Annotated in this window: 21 protein-coding genes; 16 read left to right on the top strand and 5 right to left on the bottom strand. The window is 38.3% G+C overall.

The genetic code is table 11. The features are described 5' to 3' along the window. The first annotated feature begins 567 nt into the window (after positions 1-567). Positions 568-1995: an L-serine ammonia-lyase gene (locus AC23ME_RS04115; protein ID WP_487726473.1), complete on the top strand. Its 1428-nt coding sequence runs from the start codon at positions 568-570 to the stop codon at positions 1993-1995. A 119-nt stretch (positions 1996-2114) separates the two neighbouring features. On the opposite strand, the gene AC23ME_RS04110 is transcribed toward AC23ME_RS04115, so the two are convergent. Genes AC23ME_RS04110 through AC23ME_RS04100 form a run of 3 tightly spaced genes read right to left on the bottom strand, consistent with a single transcriptional unit; the run spans position 2115 to position 4564 of the window. After that, positions 2115-2726, bottom strand: coding sequence for an FMN-binding negative transcriptional regulator (locus tag AC23ME_RS04110; protein ID WP_487726472.1), 612 nt, complete (start codon positions 2724-2726; stop codon positions 2115-2117). 1 nt (position 2727) lies between these two features. After that, positions 2728-3999 (bottom strand): carboxypeptidase-like regulatory domain-containing protein, encoded by a 1272-nt coding sequence (locus tag AC23ME_RS04105; RefSeq protein WP_487726471.1) that lies wholly within the window; start codon positions 3997-3999, stop codon positions 2728-2730. Then, positions 3977-4564 (bottom strand): RNA polymerase sigma factor, encoded by a 588-nt coding sequence (locus AC23ME_RS04100; protein ID WP_487726470.1) that lies wholly within the window; start codon positions 4562-4564, stop codon positions 3977-3979. Before AC23ME_RS04100 ends, AC23ME_RS04105 begins: the two co-directional genes overlap by 23 nt. Before the next feature lie 168 nt (positions 4565-4732). On the opposite strand from AC23ME_RS04100, the gene AC23ME_RS04095 reads away from it, so the two are divergent. Genes AC23ME_RS04095 through AC23ME_RS04085 form a run of 3 tightly spaced genes read left to right on the top strand, consistent with a single transcriptional unit; the run spans position 4733 to position 8403 of the window. Then, positions 4733-5614 (top strand): DUF4349 domain-containing protein, encoded by an 882-nt coding sequence (locus tag AC23ME_RS04095; RefSeq protein WP_487726469.1) that lies wholly within the window; start codon positions 4733-4735, stop codon positions 5612-5614. A 56-nt stretch (positions 5615-5670) separates the two neighbouring features. After that, complete coding sequence (locus tag AC23ME_RS04090; RefSeq protein WP_487726468.1) at positions 5671-7632, top strand: YfbK domain-containing protein; 1962 nt, start codon at positions 5671-5673, stop codon at positions 7630-7632. A gap of 30 nt (positions 7633-7662) precedes the next feature. After that, positions 7663-8403: a DUF4197 domain-containing protein gene (locus AC23ME_RS04085; protein WP_487726467.1), complete on the top strand. Its 741-nt coding sequence runs from the start codon at positions 7663-7665 to the stop codon at positions 8401-8403. A 209-nt stretch (positions 8404-8612) separates the two neighbouring features. On the opposite strand, the gene AC23ME_RS04080 is transcribed toward AC23ME_RS04085, so the two are convergent. Beyond that, positions 8613-9566 carry a phytanoyl-CoA dioxygenase family protein gene (locus AC23ME_RS04080; protein ID WP_487726466.1) on the bottom strand — a complete coding sequence of 318 codons (954 nt, stop codon included), beginning with the start codon at positions 9564-9566 and terminating at the stop codon, positions 8613-8615. A 102-nt stretch (positions 9567-9668) separates the two neighbouring features. On the opposite strand from AC23ME_RS04080, the gene AC23ME_RS04075 reads away from it, so the two are divergent. The 7 genes from AC23ME_RS04075 to AC23ME_RS04045 all read left to right on the top strand — a co-directional run bounded on the left by AC23ME_RS04075 (position 9669) and on the right by AC23ME_RS04045 (position 17133). Continuing rightward, entirely contained in the window at positions 9669-10346 is a 678-nt protein-coding gene (locus AC23ME_RS04075; RefSeq protein WP_487726465.1) for an aspartyl/asparaginyl beta-hydroxylase domain-containing protein, read from the top strand. Then, positions 10336-11292 (top strand): hypothetical protein, encoded by a 957-nt coding sequence (locus tag AC23ME_RS04070; RefSeq protein ID WP_487726464.1) that lies wholly within the window; start codon positions 10336-10338, stop codon positions 11290-11292. The genes AC23ME_RS04075 and AC23ME_RS04070 overlap by 11 nt, the downstream gene beginning before the upstream one ends. Then, positions 11285-11806, top strand: coding sequence for an adenylyl-sulfate kinase (locus AC23ME_RS04065; protein ID WP_487726463.1), 522 nt, complete (start codon positions 11285-11287; stop codon positions 11804-11806). Before AC23ME_RS04070 ends, AC23ME_RS04065 begins: the two co-directional genes overlap by 8 nt. A gap of 205 nt (positions 11807-12011) precedes the next feature. Further along, positions 12012-12833, top strand: a complete 822-nt coding sequence (locus AC23ME_RS04060; RefSeq protein WP_487726462.1) for a hypothetical protein — start codon at positions 12012-12014, stop codon at positions 12831-12833. Positions 12834-12835: 2 nt separating this feature from the next. Next, positions 12836-13456, top strand: coding sequence for a phage tail protein (locus AC23ME_RS04055; RefSeq protein WP_487726461.1), 621 nt, complete (start codon positions 12836-12838; stop codon positions 13454-13456). Between the two features lie 6 nt (positions 13457-13462). Further along, on the top strand, positions 13463-14617 hold the full coding sequence (locus AC23ME_RS04050) for an ABC transporter substrate-binding protein (RefSeq protein ID WP_487726460.1): 1155 nt from the start codon (positions 13463-13465) through the stop codon (positions 14615-14617). A gap of 5 nt (positions 14618-14622) precedes the next feature. Next, positions 14623-17133 (top strand): T9SS type A sorting domain-containing protein, encoded by a 2511-nt coding sequence (locus AC23ME_RS04045; RefSeq protein ID WP_487726459.1) that lies wholly within the window; start codon positions 14623-14625, stop codon positions 17131-17133. 429 nt (positions 17134-17562) lie between these two features. Here the strand turns inward: AC23ME_RS04045 and AC23ME_RS04040 are convergent, their stop codons facing one another. After that, complete coding sequence (locus AC23ME_RS04040; protein WP_487726458.1) at positions 17563-19107, bottom strand: trypsin-like peptidase domain-containing protein; 1545 nt, start codon at positions 19105-19107, stop codon at positions 17563-17565. Between the two features lie 198 nt (positions 19108-19305). On the opposite strand from AC23ME_RS04040, the gene dapF reads away from it, so the two are divergent. The 5 genes from dapF to AC23ME_RS04015 all read left to right on the top strand — a co-directional run bounded on the left by dapF (position 19306) and on the right by AC23ME_RS04015 (position 25852). Continuing rightward, on the top strand, positions 19306-20091 hold the full coding sequence (dapF, locus tag AC23ME_RS04035; RefSeq protein ID WP_487726457.1) for a diaminopimelate epimerase: 786 nt from the start codon (positions 19306-19308) through the stop codon (positions 20089-20091). 29 nt (positions 20092-20120) lie between these two features. Further along, on the top strand, positions 20121-20663 hold the full coding sequence (locus AC23ME_RS04030) for a hypothetical protein (RefSeq protein WP_487726456.1): 543 nt from the start codon (positions 20121-20123) through the stop codon (positions 20661-20663). Positions 20664-20823: 160 nt separating this feature from the next. After that, complete coding sequence (locus AC23ME_RS04025) at positions 20824-21396, top strand: TetR/AcrR family transcriptional regulator (RefSeq protein ID WP_487726455.1); 573 nt, start codon at positions 20824-20826, stop codon at positions 21394-21396. Between the two features lie 24 nt (positions 21397-21420). Then, positions 21421-22593: an efflux RND transporter periplasmic adaptor subunit gene (locus AC23ME_RS04020; protein WP_487726454.1), complete on the top strand. Its 1173-nt coding sequence runs from the start codon at positions 21421-21423 to the stop codon at positions 22591-22593. An 82-nt stretch (positions 22594-22675) separates the two neighbouring features. Next, positions 22676-25852, top strand: a complete 3177-nt coding sequence (locus AC23ME_RS04015; RefSeq protein WP_487726453.1) for an efflux RND transporter permease subunit — start codon at positions 22676-22678, stop codon at positions 25850-25852. Positions 25853-25856 lie beyond the last annotated feature (4 nt).

Here is a 25856-nt window from a genome sequence, read left to right as displayed (position 1 = left end):
TTTAGGTATTTCATCATTGAATAGATAGTAAGAAAGTTTAGGCAGATTTTTAAGCGTTTCGAAGCTTTTTTGGAAATTTACTTTCCATTTCCCTGCGAACTTAACGGCTATAAGTTTGTCGAAATTAGCTATCTCTTTTGGTACTACAATTTCATTAGTGCTTTCTTTTGAGAAGTAATCATCGTAGGTAAAACTTAAATATTTCAAGTTCTTAAAACTATTAAGAAAGCTTACCAGTTCATTTAACTGCGACTGATTTTCAAATCCCAATTCTAGAAATTCAACATTTTCTACTTCCTTTAACTTTTCGGACGTCACACTTTTAATATCCTTATAATTTAACGCAACACCATTAATATTTTTCGAGAAATTAATCACAAAACGCTGTATAGGCAGATCCGAAGGATGAGACATTTTTTGCTGTATCTCATTAATTGTTTGCCCAAGTGTTGTTAGCCAAGAGATAGTAAGAAGAAACGAAAATGTCGATTTTAAACTCATATATTATAAAAGTAGTAATTATAACACTAGCAGCCGAAAATCACAAAACAATCGTAGCTTTGTATTATGCCTAATGAACAAATTTCAGTTTTCGATATATTTAAGATAGGAATAGGACCTTCGAGTTCACATACGCTTGGCCCTTGGCGAGCTGCGCAGCAATTTACCAATAGTTTAGCTGCACAAAGTGTGTTGACAGATGTAGAACAAGTAAAAATTCTTTTATACGGATCTTTAGCTAAAACAGGCAAAGGGCACGGAACTGATATTGCCATTTTATTAGGCTTGGCCGGTGGCGATCCTGTTACTTTTGATGTAAATGCCATTGATAGTACAGTTGCTCAAATTAAAACTGAGCAAAAGCTAACGTTAGCAGGCCACTCTAAAATCAACTTCTCTTATGAGGATGATCTGATTTTTCTTTTTGCTGAAAGCCTTCCTTTTCATCCCAATGCGGTTACTTTTCAAGCGTTTCTATCCACTGGAAAAGCCATTTCTGAAACTTATTACAGCATAGGCGGCGGTTTTGTGGTAAAGGAAGGGCAAGATAGTTCAGAGAAAGAACAAGTGGAACTACCATTTCCGGTAGAGAAAGCCAGCGAACTTTTACATTGGTGCTTAACCACTGGCTTAAAAGTAAGCGAAATTGTAATGGAAAACGAAGCCGCTTGGCGACCAGAAGCAGAAACCAAAAAAGGCATTCTGCAACATTACAAAGTGATCAAAGAATGTATCTACAGAGGCTGCCATACTGCTGGGTTTTTACCTGGTGGATTAGATGTTGCACGTAGGGCTGCAAAATTAAACCAACGTTTAATAGGCAAGCAAACCTACACCGATTACGAGAGTTGGATGATGGCTATTCGCAATGGCGGTATGGGTTTCAATTATATTCTAGACTGGGTAAGCTGTTTTGCCTTGGCAGTGAACGAAGAAAACGCAGCGTTTGGACGTGTAGTAACTGCACCAACTAATGGCGCTTCGGGTGTAATTCCAGCCGTTTTACAATATTTCATCACTTTTTGCGATGGCTACACCGAAGATAAAATCATTCAATTTATAGCTTGTGCAAGCGAAATTGGCAGTATCTTCAAAAAAGGAGCTACTATTTCCGCAGCGATGGGTGGTTGTCAGGCAGAAATCGGTGTATCATCGGCAATGGCGGCAGCGGCTTTAACCGAATGTTTGGGTGGTTCGCAACGCCAAGTGCTTATGGCAGCAGAAATAGCAATGGAACACCACCTAGGTCTAACCTGCGACCCTATCGGGGGCTTAGTTCAAATCCCTTGTATCGAACGTAATACCATGGGCGCAATTAAAGCCATTACCGCAAGTCAGTTGGCTTTACAAAGTAATCCCGATAAGGCAAAAGTAAGCCTAGATGCAGTGGTAAATACCATGTGGGAAACAGCCTTAGATATGAACGCCAAATACAAAGAAACTTCTGATGGTGGTTTGGCGACAAAAGTGCCGATTAGCTTGCCGGAATGTTAGGCTAAGTTTAAAAGTCGAAAGTAAAAGTATAAAGTTCGCCTGTAGAATCAGCGAATATCTGCGGAAGAAATCAGTGTAAATCAGCGGAAAATTTTAAACCAATTGAACAATGAAACAATCTAACAATTTTCTTTCATCTGCTTCGCTACTTCCTGCGCCTGCACATCATCGCTCTGCGACAAATGATTAACAATGCTTTCTTGGTTAACTTGCGGATGATTTTGGCTTAGTTTAAAAACCCCTTCCAAAGAAGTAACGGTAATTTCGAAACCTGCTATGGCTTTTAAATGATGATCGATATATTCATCAGACATTTGATGAAAAGCCGCTGGACTGTCATTCGCCTCGTATTGATCAGTAAGTTCTTTAATTACTGCCTTAGTTTCTTCATTATCCAATAATCGAATGTTTCCTTTGGCATGTACCGAACTATAATTCCAAGTAGATGCTGATGCAGGATTTTCATAAACTGATGCACTCACATAAGCATGTGCACCATGAAATAGTGCCAACACATTTTCGTTTGCCACAAAAGCCTCGTGATGATCCGTTTTTTTCATCACATGCCCAATGAGCTTAACGACATCACCGTCTTGTTTAATTTGTAAAGGTATTTGTGTTGCAGATGGAATATTTTGGTTGACTCCAATTACTATCGCAAAAGGATGAGCCTGCATAAATGGAATTAGCTTATCAAGATCCTCTTCTAGGAATTTACCGACTTTGTACATCTTAGAATTTGATGCTGATTGCAGTAGTTTTATTTACGCCTGCTGGATAATTCCACTTGCTGCCATTCTTCAATAACCTTATAGCCTCATCATCCATCGTTTTCCCAACCGACATTATCACTTTAATATCACTAGGAGTACCATCAGGTAGAACAATAAAGCTTAGCATTACCACTTTAGAGCCATCAACATAAAGCTTATTTTCTTTAGCTAGATATTCGCTGTAAGCCTTCCATCCATTTTTAGGAGTACCGATAAATGGTTCATCTTTAAGTACCACCGCTTTTCGTTTTCCATATTCGGTTACCACAACCTCGTTTAAAGCGCTATTACTTTCTTCCAAACGAATATTCAATTTCTCATTCGTATTGGCTTGTATGTTTTTCTTGGCAAAACCAAGTGAAGCAACTTCTAAGGTTACCTTGTTACTATCTTTATCTATCGGCAAAGTAAATTCGCCGCTCACATTCGTAATTGCCCTAATATCGTTACCCACCATTTTTACATCGGCACCAGATAGTGGTCTGCCAGCAATATCATATACCGTACCTTTAACAGATCTCGCATAAGGATCTGTTTTCACTTGGATACCATCTACCTTATTCTCCAAAACCTGCACTGGCGACGTTGGCGCAGCAATCGGTGGACCAATTACAGTAGCTTGTCTTTGATAACTCTCCTGCTTAAGTCGTGCAGATTTAAACTGCTTTTCCTGTAAAACAGATGCTGCTACAGCTTCCTCTTGAACAGCTTTATTTTTAGCGATAGCTTGGCCATTGTTTGACAGGGTATTGTCTAAAGCTTGCGTTACCTTCTTTTGATCTAGCAATGCTTCTGGAGCTGTTTTCGATAAAGTATCTATTGGGGCAACAGCCACTGCATTTGGCTTTAAATCTACCTCTACGGCTTTATTCTGTGATGCCAACTCAGTCTGAATTTTTCGCTGATTTTCACGCATTAAAAATAACACGCTAACTACAATAAATACTACTGCAGCAGTTGCAGCAATACTTAGTCGCAACGAAGTAATACGCCACATTTTGCGTTCAACTGGCTTTTCGGCTATGCGTTCTTGCAGTTGTTTTTGTAATAAAGAAAGTGTTTGAGTACGCTTTTTAGCTTCTGTTAATCCGGCTAGAGCTTGGGCAACAAAAGGATCTTCGAGCGAAATTCGCTCAACCTTATGCATCGTACTAGGATCGAGTTTACCTTCTAGGTAATCGTCAAGTACATCAATATCTAACCATTCGTTATTGCCCACTGTTCTTTTCAATACAAATTTTCAAATTGCGCTTTCCATTCTGGATATAGCTTTTCACTTTCAGCATATCGTAACCTGTAATATCGGCAACTTCTTTATAGCATTTTTCTTGTAGATAGAATAAATCTACGCTTTTTCGTTGTTCTTCCGAAAGGGTTTCCATACACTTTTCCATGATGGTAAGCTGTGTTTCTTTTGTGTTGTCGATATCAAGATGCACGAACTCATCATTTTCCACAAAATTATCTTCAATACTTACCGTTGGATTTTTGCTCGACTTGCGCAAGGCCATTAAACAATGATTTCGCGTGAGTACATGCAGCCAGCTTTTAAAATTCTGCACCTGATGTACACGAAGTTTCTTCACCAGTTCTTCAAAAATTTGCATTACCGCATCCTTGCTTTGCTCTTCATCCTTAAAATAGTTGAAGCAAACACCAAAAACTAAGTGCATATATCTGTTATAAAGCGTACCTAATACTTCTAAATCGCCGCTTTCTTGGTAAGCTGCAACTAGCGAGAGATCGTCTTGCGCCGCATTCTCCCCAACTCTAGATGTATTTTTGATAAACTTCAAACGTCTCGGAATTCCTAAATTTCTTCAAGTATAAAAATATTTTTCGAGACGGGTATGGAAAATTATGGATAGCTACATCTACCCTTAAACGATAAGTCCAAAAGTCGATAAGTTATTAGACCGAAAAAGATTTTCGAATAAAACAACATCACCAAAAAACCTTAGGATATGAAAATACCTCAATTAATAGTTTACTGCACAGTTTTTACGCTGAGTGCTTGTAGTAATCAACAAGAAAACAGATCTGATGCAGTAGACCAGATGATTGTTACCGAAGCTGTGGCTGAAGAAGCGTCTACGGTAAAAATGATGTCTCCCGCTCTATCTTCGAAACATGAAGATAACCGAGTGGAAACCAATGCACCGTCTGCAAATCCTCAAATTGCTATCAATAAACAGAAAATCATTAAAGATGGCAGTATGACGGTGAAGAGCCGAAACATCAGCGATAGCAAAAAAAGAATTGACCAATTGCTAAAAAAATTGAACGCTTACTATGAAGGTGAAGATTTACAGAATAACGAACAAACCATTTCTTACATCCTTAAAATTCGTATCCCTGCCATAAATTTTGAGAAACTGCTAGCGGAAGTAGAAAACGGAAAGGACGAAATAACACTTAAGAATATACAAGCTAGAGATGTTACCGAAGAATACGTGGATACAGAAACTCGTTTGACCACCAAACGCGAATATCTACAGCGTTACAAACAAATACTGGCCAAAGCCGCAACAGTTAAAGATATTTTAGCCATACAAGAGAACATCAGAACACTTGAAGAGGAAATTGACAGTCAACAAGGGCGATTAAAATATTTAGCCGACCAAGTTGCATTCAGTACGCTCAATATCAATTTATATAAAGACAAAGAATACATCGAACAACCAAAGACTGGTTTCTTAACCAGAACAAAAGTGGCACTTAATCAAGGCTGGCAATCTATTGTAGATTTTATGCTATGGGCAGTGAGCATTTGGCCTTACCTCATCATCATGTTTGGCTTGTACTTTATCATTAAACGTATTATTAAAATTCGCCGAGGACATTAAGGATACCTAAGCGACAAATTATTTATTCAGGAGTTAATCATATAAAATTCTAAACAATGAAAACATTACTCACCTCAATTATCGTTTTAGTCCTATTTTTGGGATATAAAACCAACCCAACCAGAGAAATTTCTGGTATCATAACTAGCACAGCTGATGGCTTAGCCTTGCCAGGCGCAACGGTTAGAAGCTTGCCCAGTAAAACTTCCATATCAGCTGATAAAAACGGAAAATATAAAATTGTGATTCCGGCTACCGACACGCATCTGCTAGTCATGAATTTAGGCTTCCAAACCAAAAAGGTTATGATAGGAAAATCGAATATAATCAATATCGATCTTAAAGACGACGACAAGGTTTTAAGTGAGGTTGTGGTTACGAAATCAAAATCTGCCAAAAATGAAAAACGACCTATCGTGATGAAAGATATGGTTATGGTTGCTCCACCAGTAGCAGAAGCTTTAGCGGGTAGGGTTGTAGGTATTTCAGCAAACAAAAGTATCATGGCAACAGGCAATGGAAGGCACTTTTATCAAGCTCCACAAAACACAGAAAACTATGCACACATTACTGAAAATGCTTTCAAGAAAGTATCTAACGACCCACTTTCAACATTTTCTATAGATGTTGATGCCGCTTCCTACAGTAATATGCGTAGGTTCATTAATAACGGTGGCTTGCCTCCAAAAGATGCAGTACGTATCGAAGAAATGATTAACTATTTCGATTACAGCTACGCACAACCAAAAGGCGATGACCCAGTAAATATTGTTACAGAAATTGGCACAGCTCCTTGGAACAATCAACATCGTTTGGTACACATTGGCTTAAAAGCAAAAAACATCCCAACGGAGAAATTGCCGCCATCTAACTTGGTTTTCTTAATCGATGTTTCTGGCTCAATGGAATCGCCCAATAAATTGCCTTTGTTAGTGAGTTCCCTACGTCTACTTACCGATAATTTACGCGACCAAGATAAAGTTGCCATTGTAGTGTACGCTGGTAACTCTGGCTTGGTTTTACCATCAACCTCTGGAGATAACAAGCAAGCGATTAAAGAAGCTTTGAACAAATTGAGTGCTGGTGGCTCTACCGCTGGTGGTGCAGGTATTAAGCTGGCTTACAAAGTAGCAACTGAGAATTTCATCAAAGGAGGTAATAATCGTATCATTCTAGCAACAGATGGCGACTTTAACGTAGGCGCCAGCAGTGATGGCGATATGCAAACCTTGATAGAAGAAAAACGTAAAAGTGGTGTTTTCTTAACTGTTCTTGGTTTTGGCATGGGCAATTACAAAGACAGCAAAATGGAAGTTCTAGCGAATAAAGGCAATGGTAATTATGCTTATATCGATAACATCAGCGAAGCTAGAAAAGTATTGATTAATGAATTTGGCGGAACACTTTTTACTGTTGCTAAAGATGTGAAGTTACAAATTGAATTTAACCCAGCGAAAGTACAGGCCTACCGTTTAATCGGCTATGAAAACCGCTTGTTAAACAACGAAGATTTTAACGACGACAAAAAAGATGCAGGTGAAATGGGTGCTGGTCATACCGTTACGGCACTTTACGAAATTATTCCTGTTGGTGTAGAAAGTAAGTTTATCAAAAGTGTTGATGCGCTCAAATATCAAGATGTTCCTAAGAACGTTCTCAAAAATTCTCCATCATCTAGCAACACTAATGAAATGCTTACCGTTAAAATGCGCTACAAACAACCAGATGGCGACAGCAGTAAATTGCTTCAAAAACCAGTGGTAGATAGCTATCAGGATAAGCTGAACAAAACTAGCGACAACTTTAGATTCTCTGCATCGGTGGCTATGTTTGGCATGTTACTACGCCAATCGGAATTTGTACAAGATAGCACCTTTGAACAAGCTATTGCTTTGGCCGATGGTGCAAAAGGTGTAGACAAAGAAGGGTACCGAGCTGAATATGTTAAAATAGCTAAATCGGCACAGCTATTGGCAAAAGATTTGCGTAATTTTGCTACAGTGGGTGGGGATAAATAATCCTTGCCCCTAGCATAATTACAATACTTTATGAAAAAAACAGGATTATTTTTGTTGGCGGCGGCTAGCATTTCACTTAGCAGTTGCGATGCACAAAGCCAAGGCAAATTAGGTAATATTTTAGGTCAGGTGGCTACCGGTGCTATGGGAACCCCGAGCAGTTTAGAGATTAGCAACGGCTTAAAACAAGCTTTGGAAATTGGTACATCCGCTGGTGCAGATAGGCTTTCTGCGAAGGATGGTTTTTTGGGAAATATGGCTATCAAAATTTTATTCCCCACGGAAGCACAAAAGGTAGAGAAAACTTTGCGCAGCGTAGGTTTAAATTCATTGGCTGACAATGTGATTTTAAGCTTAAACCGTGCAGCAGAAGATGCGGCTAAAGAAGCAAAGCCAATTTTTGTAAATGCCATTAAGCAAATGACCATTGCAGATGCAACTAACATCCTTTTAGGAAATAAAGATGCGGCTACTTCTTACTTTAAAAGAGTAACTACAGCACAGCTGATGGAAAAATTTTCTCCTGTAATTAGTAATAGTTTAAGCAAAGTTGGTGCTACCAAATATTGGACAGATGCCGCAGCAGCCTATAATAAAATTCCATTGGTAAAACCTGTAAACACCAATTTAACACAATACGTTGCAGAAAAAGCAATAGAAGGAATGTTTGTTCAGGTGGCGCAAGAGGAGTTAAAAATTAGAGACAACATTAGTGCACGCTCAACAGGTTTGCTTCAAAAAGTATTCGGTTACGCCGACACCAAGAAGTAATTCACAAATTTGTTGATTTGTTAATAAAAATTTAAAGGAATGAAACCAATTTTTCGCTAGCTTGTTATACTGAAACGAAGGTCGTTTAGGAAAAGACAAAAAAGTCCTGTGAGTGGGCTATCCGCGTAGGGCAGGCACAGCATAAATAGGTTAAAATTCTATCAAAAAGCATCCAAATTCAGGATGCTTTTTTTGTTTTTTCAGCTTCGTTAAATCTCCATAAAACTCACGTACTGCACAAACCTTGGCATATCAGAACGATTAGCACTTGCAGCATGAGGCAAAGATTGTAGCCAAAGAATTAGGTCTCCTTTTTTACCAGCTAAATATTCAACTTTTTCTGTCTCCCTTACTTTTTCCATAGCCGCTTCGGGGTTATTGCCCTCTAAAACATTGTTTATTTTTTTATGAAAACCAGGGACTAAAGAAAATGTGCCTCTATCTACAGGCACATCGTTCAAATACACTAAACCCTGTATGTAATATTGTGGACCTTTTCCGAAGTCAATATCCCAATGTAGCGGACTTCCCATAAAATGAAAACTACTCGTTTCTGGCGGATTGTAACTTACCTTTTCGCAATTAGCAACCAATTGTGTATTACGGTACAATTGTGCAAACACAGCAAAAAGTTTATCGTTGTTTCTAATTTTTTCTATTGGCGCCCCTTGATAAAGCTGCAACATCAAACCTTGCAACATCTCGTGTTGTGGGTACCAAGTCTCTTGCTGTTCTAAATTAACGCCTAACGTTTCACAAATTAGCGAAACCACATCATCGCAATCTTCTGTTGAGATAAAATCGCTTAGCTGTAAATAGCCATTTGTCTCCCAAAAACTTAATTCCTCTTTGCTTAAAACATCAGTATCAGAAAGTTCATTAATTTCTTCTCGCTTATTTTCGTACCAATCATTAAACAAGTCTCGCTTTCTTTCATAAAAATCTCTACCTTTTAAATCTACCAGCCAGTTCTCAAATTGTAAATCATCTTTACAATGTTGATATAAAAACTCATAAACTTCAAATAAACCTATTTCGAAGGTATTTAAGAAAAATTTTTCTGCCGTTTGAAAATCAACATCTTCTTGCAAATTTTGGGCAGTAGGATTTCTTTTGGAGCGATAAAAGCCTAAAAAAGGGAAAGCTTCGAAAGTAGTATTCATCAAAGGAATTTGAGCGTTTATAAAAATTAAGATGTAAATTGTCTAAAGACTTGCCTAATTTAGCAAATCGACTTGATTATTTAACCCAACAGCTTTCTCATTTTGGCCGCAATTAAATTCGACAGCGTTTACGATGTTTCTATTCTGGAACAAGAACTTCAAATTGCATTAAAAAGCAATTGGGCAAGTCATTTCAACAGCAAAGACTACAATGGCGATTGGAAAAGCATTTCTCTTAGATCGGCTTCTGGCTCTTCTTCGGATATTTACTCTAACTACACAAACCAGCCATTTAAAGACACGCCGCTTTTAGAAGAACTACCTTACATCAAATCAATATTAACCGATTGGAAATGCGAAAAGGAAACTGTCAGGTTTTTAGCCCTGTATCCAGGAAGTGAAATTAAGCCGCACAAAGATCCGGGCTGTAGTTATGAAGATGGGAATTTTCGCTTACACATCCCCATTTTAACAAATAATGAAGTCGATTTTATTGTAGAGAATGAAAACCATAAGTTGGTACCTGGAACTTGTTGGTATATGGATTTTTCCAAAGAACATAGCGTAAAAAATGGTGGAGATACTGTTAGAATCCATTTAGTAATAGATTGTCTGCGTAATGAATGGAGCGATCAACTTTTCGAACGATACGGTTATCAGGTTGAAGAGACAAAAATGTCGATAGAAGAAGCTAGGATGGTAATTGCACAACTAGAAACCCACCAAACTGAAACTGCCAATCACCTGATTGAGAACCTAAAAGCAGCGTATGGAATCTGAGTTAAGTTGCTGGCTACCTTACGATCTAAAATTCGAGGACGGTTCATGGACGTGTTTGTGGATTTTTGCAGGCGAGCACCATTTCAACGAACCATTTTTTGATGAAACCATTAGTTTATTAAAAAGCAAAAAACAGTCGAGCAGGTATATTTCTTGTACAGGTCTGGATACTTTATTTGATTTGAAAATCCCGTTGAAGTCTATCCAAATTAGTTCTTTCGTTTTTCACGTATCTAGATGTGGATCTACATTGCTTTCACAAGCATTATCTGCGGACAATGCCAATATTGTTGTTCCCGAAGCACCAATTTTTGATCAAATACTAAGAATGAAAGAGTGGGATGCTCACATTTCCAACAACGACATTGAAAAGGTATTCAAACAAACAATGGCGTGGTACGGGCAAGACCGAACAAACGGATATCAACAATACGTTATTAAATTAGACAGCTGGCATATTCACTGTTACGAGCAACTGCGTAACTGGTTTCCAGAAACACCTTTTTATTTTCTAACCAGAGAACCTCATGCGATCATTACCTCTCATATTAAAAAAAGAGGAATACATGCCATACCAAATTACATCAATCCGTTACTGTTAAACATTGAAATAGCCGCAGAACATTACGAAGATTTTAACCATTATACCGAACTGGTAATTGACGAGTTTTATAAGAAGAACTTAGCGGTGATACAGCAGAAACACCCGTTAAATTATTTCTACGATTATAGTTTTGGTGTAAAAGAGATGCTTAGCCATTTTTGGGGAAAGGTTCTAGCGCAAAGTCAAATTCAAGAAAATTCGATAGCAAGAACTACAAAACATAGTAAAGATGCTTCGCTTGGTTTTAGTGGTGATGAAGAAATTAGCTATTCCATTAAAAATAGCAGTTTATCTGAAAACTATGTAAAGCTGTTTCAACAGATAAAATCTAGCTATGACTAAAGTAATTCAGTTTACAGGACTATCTGGAGCTGGCAAAACTACTATTGCCAATGCACTAGCCGAGCAATGGTCAAAAGAAAACCTAAGAGTACTTATTGTTGATGGAGATGAGTTTAGAAGTAAATATGCTACAGACCTAGGTTTTTCTAATGCAGACAGGCTGGAGAATATCAGACGTATGGCAAATTTTGTAAACGCAGCAAAAGCTGATTACGACTTTATTATCATTTCGGCAATTAATCCGTTTCATGAAACTAGAATAATATTGAAAAATGAATGCGGAGCCGAACTTGTTTACATCAAGTGTGATTTAGCTACCCTAAAAAAAAGAGATACAAAAGGTTTATATCGAAGGGCGATGTTGTCTCCAAACGACCCAGCATATTTGGCTAACCTCACCGGAGTTAATCAGCGATTTGATGAACCAAATACCGATACATTTAGGGTAGATACAAGCAAAAAATCACTCCTGAAAATTGTAGAGGAAATTAACGCAGAACTTTTTTCTCTATAGGAACTACATCTCCACCCAAATTATCTCAGAGCTAGCGGCTCTAAAAGACAAAAATCAACATGCTGATTTTCTTGCACTTAACAAGACGAATTGCATTTGTCCCCTTTTTGTCCACCCCCAAAAGTTTTTAGCTATTGCTTTTTGTAGCTAGCTTTAATTACGCATTAGCGATAAACACAAATAACATATACTAATTTCATTACTTATGGACACACGAAGGTCGTTCCTAAAGGCGCAATTTATACTGGGCAGCTCGGTGTTATTTGCATCGGGCATCAGCAACGTTGCTAAAGCCACAAAAGTTATTTACACCAAAAGTAACGCTAATACACTCAATTTATTGTCCACTTCAAATGTGGAGCACATTGTAAAATCTCGTCAAGCCATCAAAAATTTTGAGATGGGTAGTATCAATCTATTTTCTGGAAGTATAGCCAATACCAACCATTTTGCAGATTTAACCTTCGATTTAAGCAGAGCTAACTACCACGCAGTTAATTTTAGCTGGAACAAAAACAAGCTCAGTACACAGCATATATCAAAGATACTAAGTGCTAGTTCATGTAACTTTGTGAATTGCAACTATACTTTTAAAGACGAAAAGCTGCAGTCTCAAATTTCGCCTTATATTATTGTCTATAGTGGTAACACTAAAATTGGCATTACTGGCATTGGGGCAAAAACAAGCCATTCAGAAATTAGCTATCAAGACCCTATTACAGCATTAAATAAGGTTGCTAAATTTTTAAAAACTCAGCAAAATTGCGATAAGGTAATCTGTTTAGCCGACTTAGGTTTTATAAAAGGCGATAAGATAAACAACCTGATACTAGCACAAACCACAGCTCATGTAGATGTAATAGTTGGTGCGGGAGAAAACCCAAATAATGTTACTGCTTGGAGTTACAGAAATACAGAAAAACAAGAAGTTTTAATTAGCGCTACCAAAGATGCGCAACGCATAACCAACTTAATGCAGTTGGGATTTAAATCAAACAATCAATTATTTAACACTAAAAATTTATAATTATGGATGCATTCTTAGGTATGATAGCCGCTTTTGGCTTTAACTTTGCCCCTAGAGGTTGGATGGCTTGTTCTGGGCAATTATTATCAATACAACAAAATAGTGCGCTATTTTCGCTGCTAGGCACTATGTATGGTGGCAACGGCATACAAACTTTTGCACTACCAAATTTACAAGGTAGAGTTGCAATTGGACAAGGGCAAAGCCCAGGAACTAGTAATTATAGTATAGGACAAGCTGGCGGCACGGAAAGAACGTCAATACTTACTAGTAACCTGCCTCCGCATATACATTCTGCACAGGGCATAATATCAACTCCGCAAGGTGCAATAGTAGCAGGTGATGCAACCACTCCAGAAAATAATTATTTGGCATTAAGTCCTAAAATTGGCTCTGGTCCAAATGCAACAACTTTAAAAACCTATGCAACCCCTACTGTCGCTACACCAACATTACCTAATGGTACAACTAATACAGCTAATATTAAATCAATGGCAGGTAGTAATACTGTATCTGGAAATACGCATCCGGCTGGAGTCGGCCAACCGATTGACATTATACAACCTTATCTAGCCATGAATTACTGTATTGCCACTCAAGGTATTTTCCCATCAAGAAACTAAACTATAGTGAACCGTCAGTTAAAAATAGGCTTTTTATTACCCTACTCTGGTATGTATCCATTTTACGGGCAACATACCATGGCGGGCATTGCCTGTGCCTTGACTAAAAACAAGATTGCAGCCAGCCAATTTAATTTCGTTCCCTCTTACGTAGGCAATGGCGAAAGGAATAAATGCGTAGAAGAAGCTAAACGACTTATCTTTTTTGAAGGAGTTGATGTGCTAATGGGCATGGTAAACATCCAAGTGATAGAAGAACTAAAGCCAATGTTACAAAACTTTAACAAGCTAGGCTTTTTCTTAGATTTTGGAGAATACATTCCATCGGCAGCAACTACGGGAGAAAACGTTTATAGTCTGTCTATGAATTTGTGGCAAAGCCAGTATGCTTTGGGTAACTGGGCAGTAAAAGAGTTTGGTCCAGCGGGGCAGTTGGTAATGCCTATATACGAAGCTGGTTTTAACTTAAGTAGCTCTTTTATTGAAGGTGCCGCAGCAGCAGGTTCTACTGGGGTAAACAGTTTCGTTTTACCTGAAGCTTATGCTAACACTCAACAATTAAATTTAGCTCCGTTTTTTGAGGGACTAGAAAAGGAAACACCAAACTTTGTACATGCCATATTTTCGGGCAAAATGGCCAATCAGTTTTTATGGCAGTGGCGGCAATCTAAGTTTTACGATACCATACCCTTAGTAGTGGTAGAAAACATGGCCTATAGCGAAGCTTTATTTGAGGTAGAAGACATGAACATTAAAATGTACAGTGCCCGCTCTTGGCATAGAGATATGCAGAGCAAAAGCAATAAAGCCTTTGTAAAGCAATTTGAAGATTTTGGCAAACAAGACGCTAATGTTTTTGCCATGATGGGTTACGAAGCTGGTTTGGCATTAGCTCAAATGTTACCACAATTAATAAAAGGAGATGCGGCAGAAGCTGTATATCAATTAAATAAAAAAGGGGTTGAAGGGCCGCGGGGTTTAATTGGGCATCAAACAATGGGCATCAATGCTTATCATCCAATTGATATTGTAAAAATACAAACGGCAAAACCAAGAACACTACAAACCATTTTGGCATCAGAAACTGCATTTGGTTTTGATACCACAGAAGTAATAGAAAATACGCAAAGTGGATGGCTTAATCCATATATCTCAGTATAGAAATTATGAAAAAATTCTACTTAAAATTAAAATTGGTACTACTGTTTGTTCTTGTGAGCAGTACGGTTTTCGCTCAGTATACGGCAAGTAATCTAGAAACTGGAATGCAAAATGCTGCATTGGCGAAGGATGCTAGTGGTAATATTTATACTACTCGTTTTCAAGAAGCAGATAAATACGAAATTGTAAAATATACGAATGGTACGGGAGTAGCCACTGTAATTTACCAAAACATTGTTGGCAATGCTTTCGACTTACCTTATGGTTTAGCAGTTGCCAGTAACGGAGATATTTACTTTTCTTCAGACCTTAACGGCTCTGAAGGTACAATTACACATTTAGACGCAAACAATAGCTACGCTGCTACTGTAGTGCAAACAGGCCGATATTTTACAGGCATATCATTTGATAGCCAGAATAGGCTCTATGTATTAGAATATAATGGAACTACAGAAAAATACGATATAAGGAGATACGACACTCCTCAGAACATAAACAGTACAAGTACAGTTATACACCAAGGGATAGATGCTGGCGGAGACTTTACACTCCCTACAAGTATCTCTGTGGCTTCAAATGGGACTATTTATTTCAATACAGCATTTAATAAAGATGGAGGAACAAGTAAAAAAGGTGGCATAGTTAAGCTTACCACATCTGACGGTATTGTTTACTCTCCAACAGTTTTGAACAACACCAATTATACCTCTGCTTTATTTATTGACCATTTTAACAATCTTTATGCAATTGAGACTCCGGGAACCGACTACAAGTTATACAAATATACCAACGGAGTAGGTCCAGCTGTTGAGTTTTACTCGGCAACATTTTCTGCAGGTTATCCATATCTAGCTTACGGAATAACGGCTCACGATAATAGTGTTTATGCTATAGATGGCGATAATGGCTCAGCAGGAAGCAGGCTACTTAAATTAACGCCTGATGACGTTACTCCACCAGCGGTGCCAACTGGCTTACAAGCCCTTAGTTTCACCGGAGGTTCTAAAGTAAACCTAAGCTGGGACGAAAACGTTGAGTCAGACTTTAACGGTTACGAGATTTACGGAGGTACAACCAATAACCCAACTACCTTAATGGCATCAGTTGCTAAAGGCACTACCACTGCACAGATAACTGGGTTAACCTCGGGCACACTGTATTATTTCGTTATCTCATCTGTAGATAATAATTTTAATGAAAGTGCTAAATCTAGCGCTGTATCAATTACTCCACAAAAACCAGTAATTACCAGCGCTACATACAATGCAAATAATAAATCACTAGCTGTTACTGGAACTAACTTTTTAACATTAGTAGGTACCGATAACGACATTGTAGCTAACAAACTTACAATTACCGCAGAAGGTGGAACAACTAGCACTTTGACCGCCACAAACGTAGATATTTCAAGCCCTACTGCTTTTTCTGTGACTTTAAGTGCTAACGACCAAACCGCATTAAATTCACTGATTAATAAGAACGGCAACAGCTCAACAGGTAACACTACCTACAATTTGGCTGTAGCTACAGGCTGGGCAGCAGGAGAAGATGGTTCTGTTAATACTGAACAAACAACTATTGCCCTAACAGTTACAGATGTTGCCGCACCAACTATTACCAGCGCAACTTACGATGGTCAAACTGGTGCTTTAGTGGTTAAAGGAACTAACTTTTATAAAATTAATGGAGTAACAAACGACATTGATGCAAGTAAATTTACCTTTACTGGAGAAAATAACCTTACCTACACTTTGCAAACTACGCCAAACGTAGAAATTACAAATAGCACCACTTTTACACTTAATTTAAGCAATGCCGATAAAACTTCTCTTGCCAACGTGCTTAACAAGGACGGAACTTCTTCGGTAAGTAACCATACCTATAATTTGGCAGCTGCCGACCGTTGGAATGCTGGCTCAGGAGAGGCGACTTCAATTGCCGATGCAACAAACGGTGTAACAGTAGCTAACTACGTTAATCCAGTGTTGCCTATCCAATTGGTAAATTTCTCACATCAAATAAACAGCAATTCAATTGCTTTAAATTGGAGCACAAGCAGCGAAGTAAACAATAAAGAGTTTAGATTATCGAGGTCGGCAAACGGCACAGACTTTACAAGTTTGGCTAACATTAGTGGCGTTGGCAACAGCAGCACGCTACAGAATTACACTTTTACAGACAAGTCTCCATTATTGGGAAGGGCGTATTACAAACTGCAACAAGTAGATTTTGATAACATTGTTAAACTTGAAAGAGTAATTGTAGCCAACTTCAAAATTGACGGCGAAGATGTGGTAATTTACCCGAACCCTGTTACTACAGTGCTTAAGATACAAAACCAAGCTAAACTTTATCAAAAAGCAACACTAAGTGATTTAAGCGGCAAAATTTTAGCCAGCTTTAACTTAAACGATGAGGTAACATCTGTTAACGTCGACAGCTTTGCCAAAGGCGTGTACCTGCTGACTTTGAGCGGCAACAACGGTACTGCGGTGAAGAAAGTAGTGAAGAATTAAACTAAAAATACAGCATTAAAAGCATCCAAAATTTGGGTGCTTTTTTTGTTTCTTATTATTTATTAGAAAAGCCCAATTGGTGTTACTATTAACGTTAGTCCCGCTTTACACTTTGTCTTTTTTGTTCAAAATATGCGGAATTTCAAAGTAGCTGCACCAAAAAAGTACGCCGTTTCAATCGGGTTTGGTTTACGTAGGTTTTCCTAAAATAGCCCCGATTGTAGCGGATCCCGATTTAAGCATCTGTATTTATTGTTTTTAAGGTATGCTTGCTTGTTGCACAGGTTTCATCGGGAGAAGCGAAAAGCGGGACTAACGAAAACGAGCACCACTGAAACTGCGCTTCTAAAAACATAATTGTGGTAAAGTAAAACCATAAAAAAGGTCCCAATAAAATCGGGACCCTTTTAAAATATATGTGTGTTGTAATTAGTTTCCGTTAAACGAAAATGTAAACGAACCCTCGTCGCTGATACCAGCAATGGTTGTTCTTCCGTCTCTAGAAGTTGGCAATGCCTTTTCAATATCAGCTGCGCTATTTACATCTGTACCATTAATTTTGGTAATGATCCAGCCTTTTTTAGCACCCCAATAATCGAACATCTGATTTGGAACTACATTGGTAACCACCACACCACTCTTAATGCCATACTTTGCTTTTTGTGCCGCAGTTGCTGGTGCAAAACTTGCTCCCAATTTAGCAATGCTAGCACCTGTAGCTTTACTCTCGCTATTTGCAGCTAATTTTACCGAACTCTCGCCCTTAAGTGTGATGTTCATATTTTTAGTAGAACCATCAGCCTTCAACACCGTTAATGCTACTTTATCTCCAGGGCTCATACGACCAATACGCTCCTGCAAATCAGGCGAATCGTAAATTGCTACACCTTCAACTTTTTTAATGATATCACCTTGTTTAATACCTGCTGCTGCTGCCGCACCTTCTGGAGAAACATCACTCACGTATAAACCTGTGTTTTCCTTAATTTTCAATTCTTCAGCTACATCAGCATCTAAGGCAACAAAGTTTACACCAATGTAACCGCGTTTAACCGATCCGAATTTCTTGAAATCTTCTAAAATTTTCTTCGCCAAGTTTACCGGAATAGCAAAACCGTAACCTTCGTTTCTTCCACTTTGTGATGCAATTGCGGCATTGATACCCACTAATTCGCCCGCTGCATTCACTAAAGCACCACCGCTGTTACCTGGGTTAATTGCTGCATCTGTTTGAATAAACGATTCAATAGAATTATTAGTTCTAGTTGGTTTTTGACCAGTTCGTCTAAATTCTTCGTACTCTTCTTCGGTCATCATGCTGTTACCGCGGTTTAAGATACCGATGTTACGAGCCTTAGCACTTACAATACCAGCAGTAACTGTAGTTTGTAAATCTAGTGGGAAACCTACCGCTAATACCCACTCACCTACTTGTACGTTATCTGAGTTACCCATTTTAACGAAAGGTAAATTGTCTACATCAACCTTAATTAAGGCCAAATCTGTATTTGGATCTTTACCAATTACCTTTGCGGTAGCTTTGCGTCTGTTAGACAAAATCACTTCAATTTTATCTGCCTTATCTACTACGTGGTTGTTGGTAACAATGTAACCATCTGAAGTTAAAATTACACCCGAACCAGAAGCTGCCTGTGGTTGACGCTGAGCACGACCACCACCGCCAAAACCAAAGAACTGTTCGAACATATCTTCCATTCCGCCACCGCCTCTGCTCGATTTACCTTGGTACGTAGTTTTAATGTGTACCACCGCAGGAGAAACCGCTGCTGCAGCCTGTACAAAGTCAGGTGCTCCGGCCGATGAAACACCAGTAACGTTGCTCGCAAACATGGTCTTCTGTCTGTCGGCCAATGTAAAACTATCACTAGGGCGCTCTAATAATTTATAGGCGCCAATTGCTGCTGCACCACCTAAAAACGACGCTGCCAATACAATTAATCCTATTTTTTTCATTGTCATATCTATTATATTCTAATGTGTGTTATTTTTCTGAATACTTTTTACGCTTCAATTATTCAAATTTAATACCATATGAACGATATTTGTATCACATTAACGTCTAAACCCGTGTTAAAAAATGTTAAAAGGCACCCTAACAGCCTATTGACTTTTTTTGGCTCACAATTGTTACAAGCAAAGCAGATATAAGACATGAACATTAAATTTCATAAATACCAAGGCGCAGGAAATGATTTTGTATTGATTGATGGCAGAGAAAATTCCACTAAAAATATTGATACAAAGGCTGTAGCGCATCTTTGCGATCGCAGGTTTGGTGTTGGTGCTGATGGTTTGATGTTTTTGTTAAATAGCGATAACTACGATTTTGAGATGGTGTACCACAATGCTGATGGTAAGATTGGTAGCATGTGCGGCAACGGAGGCAGATGTATTGTAGCCTTTGCTAAGCATTTAGGAATTTTTGACACAGAGACTAATTTTTTGGCAGTTGATGGGCCACATTATGCCAAAATTTCAGCGGAAGGCAACTGGGTAGAATTGCAAATGATAGATGTAGACACCATCAATTTAGATGCAGATGCTTTCGTTTTAAATACAGGTTCGCCGCACTACGTAAAAGAAGTTGCTGGTTTAGAAACGATGGATGTTTATACCGAAGGTTACAACATCCGTAACAACGAAACCTACAAAACAGAAGGTATTAACGTAAATTTTGTAGAGAAAAAACCTGATCATTTATTTGTGCGCACTTTTGAGCGTGGCGTTGAAGATGAAACTTATGCCTGCGGTACTGGTGTTACAGCGGTAGCTATGGCAATGGCAAAAAAGCAGAACCAAATTGGTCAGGTGGTAACGCCTGTTGTGGTATTAGGTGGAAATATCGAAATCAATTTCAGTTATGATGGCGAGAAGTTTACCGATGTTTTCTTGTGCGGCCCTGCAGAAAAAGTTTTTGAGGGAGAAATTAAAATTTAAATAACTTTTTCCCACTTAAAAATTTGATTTTGAAAAACATCATCACAATCGCTATTTTAATACTTTTCAGCAGAGTAGCATTTGCACAAAACGACTACATCATTACACTTTCGCGTGATACCATTTATGGAAGTGTTATTACCGACAACTATGCTAGGGTAATTTTTAAAACAGCTAGCGATAAACAAGAAACAAAGTTTAAAGCAGCTCAAATTCTTGGTTATTATAAAGCAAAAAAGGATAAAACTTTTCACCGAGTAAACCGATCTCTGGAAAAGGAGAAATACAGCTTACTTCCCGCCTTAGTTAAGGGTAAGATACACGTTTACGAGTATGTTGTACAAACAGGCACTGTTGCTAATGTTTCCTATTTCGCTACGAAAAACGGTATCCATTTTTTCGAAATAAAAAACAATTCATTTTATGGCATTTTTGGAAGGAGCAATAAGCAAAGAGATGCTTTACACGAATTACTAAATGACAACGAAGTAATTGCAAAGAGATATATCGAAGAAAATAAGACTAGTATCAAAAATTTGATTAAGATAATAGAGGAATACAATACTCACTAAACCTTTTTTTATAAAATTTACAGCTTATCCGCTAAGACACCAAGGCTTTTGTAACAAAATTCTTTCATTCACTTAAATGAGATTTCTCTGACTTTGAAAATCGAACTTGAAACTACTTTTGCTGTTTAACAATTTTGTTAAACAAAAAAGTTAATCAATTTTGAATAAGGAAGAACTTATTAAACAAACAGCGAAAGAGCTATTCTTCAGCAAAGGTTATCTGCATGCTACTACGCAAGAAATTGCAGATGCAGCTGGCGTTAATCGTTCGCTCATCAATTATTATTTCCGCTCTAGAGATTTACTTTTCCAAACGGTATATCGCGAAGCTGTAGATAGTCTCAAATCTCAGTTAGATGACGTTATTTATGGAAATACCTCTTTTAAAGAAAAGCTGGGACTTTTCATAGATGTTCACATGAAAGAACTTCAAAAATACCCTTATCGCGAATCATTTTTGATTACCGAAATTTGTAGTAAAAACTTCGCCTTAAAAGAAAAAAAGAAAAGCGCTGCCCTACATCACTTTTTGAAAGAAATTGAAGTCGAAATGGAAAAAGGTACGATTAAAAAATACGAACCCATCCAATTTGTTTTCAATTTAACCTCATTGATATCTTTCCCCGTAATTATGATGCCTTTGTATCAAAAACTACTGGATATTCCGAAAGAAAAATACAGTGAACTTATTGCGGAAAGAAAGCAAATCATCTTAGAACAAATTTTCAGTTAGAACCTTCAATACAACATACATATAATGAAACAATCCTCAATTTATTTATCGCTAACGGGTATTGCAGCCCTATTTATGGCGTCATGCAGTTCGGGTGGTAAAGATCCAAAAGCAGGTGGACCTCCTGCTGGCCCGCAAAATTACCCTGTTGTGCAGATAGATGCTTTTAACACTACCTTAGAAAGCGACTATCCAGCTACCTTAGAAGGTCAACAAAACGTAGACATCAGACCAAAAATTGATGGCTTTATCGAAAAAATTTACGTAGATGAAGGTGCAACCGTAAGACAGGGACAACCTTTATTCGCCATTAACGCACCACAATATGAGCAGGCTGTAAGAACAGCACAAGCTGCAATTAGTAGCGCAGAAGCCGAAGTTAGTGCGGCGCAATTACAATACAACAAAACCAAACCATTGGTAGAAAAAGATATCATCAGTAAGTTCGATTTAGAAGCTGCTGCGCTAACTTTAACTAGCAGGAAAGCAAATTTAGCACAAGCTAAAGCTGCATTGGTAAATGCAAAAGTAAACTTAGGTTATACGGTTGTAACTAGTCCGGCTAATGGCGTAATTGGCACTATACCTTATAAAGTAGGTGCATTGGTAAGCAGTACTAGCCAAGAGCCATTAACAACAGTTTCTAGCATCAGTAAAGTTTATGCTTATTTCTCATTGAATGAAAAGCAGCTGTTAGAAATTTCGAGAAATACCAAAGGACGTACGTTAGCAGACAAAATCAAACAAATTCCTAGTGTAACTTTGGTTTTGGCTGATGGAACTGTTTACGCAGAAAAAGGTAAAATCGAAACTGTTAGCGGACAAATCAACACTCAAACAGGTGCTTCGAGTTTAAGAGCTACGTTTCCAAATCCGAACGGTTTGTTACGCTCGGGTTCTAGTGCCTCTATCCGCATTCCGCAAAACATAGAAAATGCTTTATTGGTTCCTCAAAAATCTACTACCGATATCCAAGGGAAAAAATTTGTTTATCTAGTTAACGATACTGCAGGTGTAAAAACTACCAATATTGAAATTATGCAGTTAACCAAAGGAAATTACTTCGTGGTAACCAAGGGTCTAAAAAGCGGTGATAAAATTGTATTAGAAGGATTTGCTTCTTTAAAAGATGGCGATAAGATTAAGCCACAAGCAAAACCCGCGGACTCTGTATTTGCCGAGGCTAAGAATAAATAGTTATTTTTTGTTGTAAGGTTGAAATGTTGTAAAGTTCGCAACGTTTCAACATTTCAATTTTCAAACATTCCAACAAATTCTCATGTTTAAAAAATTTATCGACAGGCCTGTACTTTCTACAGTAATCTCCATCATCATTTTGATTTTAGGGGTACTGGGAATTATTACCTTGCCTGTTTCACAATATCCTGAAATTGCGCCGCCAACGGTACAAGTTTCTGCCTCGTACCAAGGTGCCAATGCCGATGTGGTAATGAGTAGCGTAGTGGTTCCGCTAGAAGAACAAATTAATGGTGTAGAAGACATGACCTACATGACTTCTTCTGCTGGTAACGATGGTTCGGCAACAATTACTGTTAACTTTAAACTGGGTACAAATCCAGATTTAGCTGCGGTAAACGTACAAAATCGTGTGGCTCGTGCCACCAGTTTATTACCTGCCGAAGTAACTCGTGCGGGTGTAATTACTGCGAAGAGACAGGCCAGTAACGTATTGATTTTCTCGCTTTATAGTGATGACCCAGCCTACGACCAAAAGTTCTTACAAAACTATGCTGAAATCAACATCATCCCTCAAATTAAAAGGGTAACTGGTGTGGGAGATGTGGCTGCTTTTGGACAGTCGATTTATACCATGCGTATTTGGTTGAAGCCAGATGTAATGGCAGCTTACGGGTTAATTCCAAGTGATGTTAGTGCGGCATTAGCCGACCAAAACATTGAGGCTGCTCCAGGACAATTGGGAGAGCAAGCCGCAGAGTCGTTTCAATACACGTTAAAATATACTGGTAGGTTAAAAGACGAAACCCAATTTGAGGATATTATTATTAGAACAGCCCAAAACGGACAAGTTTTAAAATTGAAAGATGTTGCCCGTATAGAAATGGGCGCACAAAGTTACGCCAGTTCTATTAGCTTTAATAAGAAACCTGGTTTAGGTTTTATGGTAAACCAAACCGCTGGTTCAAATGCAAAAGAAGTAATTGATGGCGCTTTGAAGGCTGTAAAAGCAGCAAGCGCTGATTTTCCTAGCGGTGTAAAATATGATATCTTAACCAACGTAAACGACTTCTTAGATGCCTCTATCGAAAAGGTATTACACACTTTGGTCGAAGCATTTATCTTGGTATTTATCGTGGTATTTATTTTCCTTCAGGATTTTAAATCGACATTAATTCCGGCTATTTCAGTACCTGTTGCAATTGTAGGTACATTTTTCTTTCTAAGTTTATTCGGTTTTACCATCAACTTATTGACGTTATTTGCACTCGTACTCGCCATCGGTATTGTGGTAGATGATGCCATTGTAGTCGTCGAGGCCGTCCATGCGAAGCTAGACAAAGGTTATAAATCGGCCAGAAAAGCTACGCAAGATGCGATGGAAGAAATTACGGGAGCTATCATTTCCATCACGCTAGTAATGGCTGCGGTATTCGTTCCAGTGAGTTTTATCAGCGGTTCATCGGGTGTATTTTATAAGCAATTCGGTTTAACGCTCGCAATCGCCATTATTTTATCCGCAATTAACGCATTAACTTTAAGTCCGGCTTTATGTGCTTTATTATTGAAGCCACACAAAGATGACCACGGCGAGAAGAAAGGATTTATGAAGCGCTTTTATGCAGCTTTCAATACTTCTTTCGATACCATGACCCGCAAATACAAAGGTTCGGTTTACTTCCTCGCCAAGAAAAAATGGGTAGCTGGATTAGGTTTATTAGCATTCGTTGTAGCGTTGGTTTGGGCCATGAATACTACACCTAAAGGTTTCGTACCAAACGAAGATTTAGGTTCAATTATGTCAGATATTTCCCTGCCTCCAGGTACTTCGCAAGAGAGAACTAACGAGGTAATCACTAAAATTGACAGTATTGTTGCAAGTGTTCCAGAAGTAAGATTAACACTTAAGGTAATTGGTAGAGCAATGATTAGTGGTTCTGGTAGTTCGTACGGAATGGTAATTGCCCGTTTAAAACCATGGGATGACCGTAAACGTGACGTAAAAACTATCATCGGCGAGCTATTTGCAAAAACTGCTAATATCAAGGAAGCAAAAATTATCTTCTTTGCGCCTCCAACAATTCAGGGTTTTGGTACAGGTGGTGGTTTTGAGTTCCAGTTACAAGATAAAACTGGTGGTACAATTGCCGATTTCTCTAGAATAAGTAATGAGTTTTTAGCGGCGCTGAGTAAACGTCCGGAAATACAATACGCAGCAACTTCGTTTAACCCGAATTTCCCGCAATACTTAATTACAGCCAACGTGGCTAAAATTAAACAAGCAGGTTTAAATGTGAACGATGTAATGAGCGTAATGCAAGGTTACTATGGAGGTGTTTACGCATCTAACTTCAACAAATTTGGAAAGCAATATCGAGTAGTTTATCAAGCAGACCCACAATATCGTGGTAACTTAGAAAGTTTAAACTCTGTTTACGTACGTACGCCAAGTGGCACAATGGCGCCAATTTCTGGTTTCATTTCTACCGAAAGAGTTTACGGACCGCAAGCCATTTCGAGGTTTAACCTTTACACTTCAATTGCCGTAACCGGAAACCCTAAGCCTGGCTTTAGTTCTGGTGATGCTTTGAAAGCTGTAGAAGAAGAGGCAGCTAAGATTTTACCACAGGGATATGGATACGAATTCTCTGGTTTGTCTCGTGAAGAGCAATCTGCAGGAAGCCAGACTGTATTTATTTTCATGCTCTGTTTGATATTTGTTTACTTCCTACTTTGTGCACAGTACGAAAGTTATGTGTTACCATTGGCGGTAATTTTATCACTTCCGGTAGGTTTAGCAGGTGTATTTATTTTCGATAAGATTTTTGGCATCGATAACAACATCTACACCCAGATTACACTTATCATGCTAATTGGTTTATTGGCTAAAAATGCCATTCTAATTGTAGAGTTTGCCGCAGAGCGAAGAAGAAAAGGAATGACGATTTTGCAAGCTGCGTTAGAAGGAGCAACTGCGAGGTTAAGACCAATTCTGATGACTTCATTCGCTTTCATTTTGGGACTTTTACCGTTGATGTTATCGAGCGGTGTAGGTGCTGCAGGTAATACTTCTATTGGTACTGGTGCAGTTGGTGGTATGTTAATCGGAACTATTTTCGGGGTTTTCATTATCCCAGTTCTGTTTATCGTTTTCCAAACTTTACAAGAAAAAGTGAGCAGTAAATCTCCTTATGATGAAAGTGTAATGGATAGACAAACGCACTTAAACTTCGATAAATCAGACACTCCTGAAGATTAATTTT

The organism is Pedobacter sp. T50_32, assembly GCF_057652195.1.
Note: the sequence above shows the minus strand (reverse complement) of the source record. Positions and strands in the feature narration are given on the sequence as shown.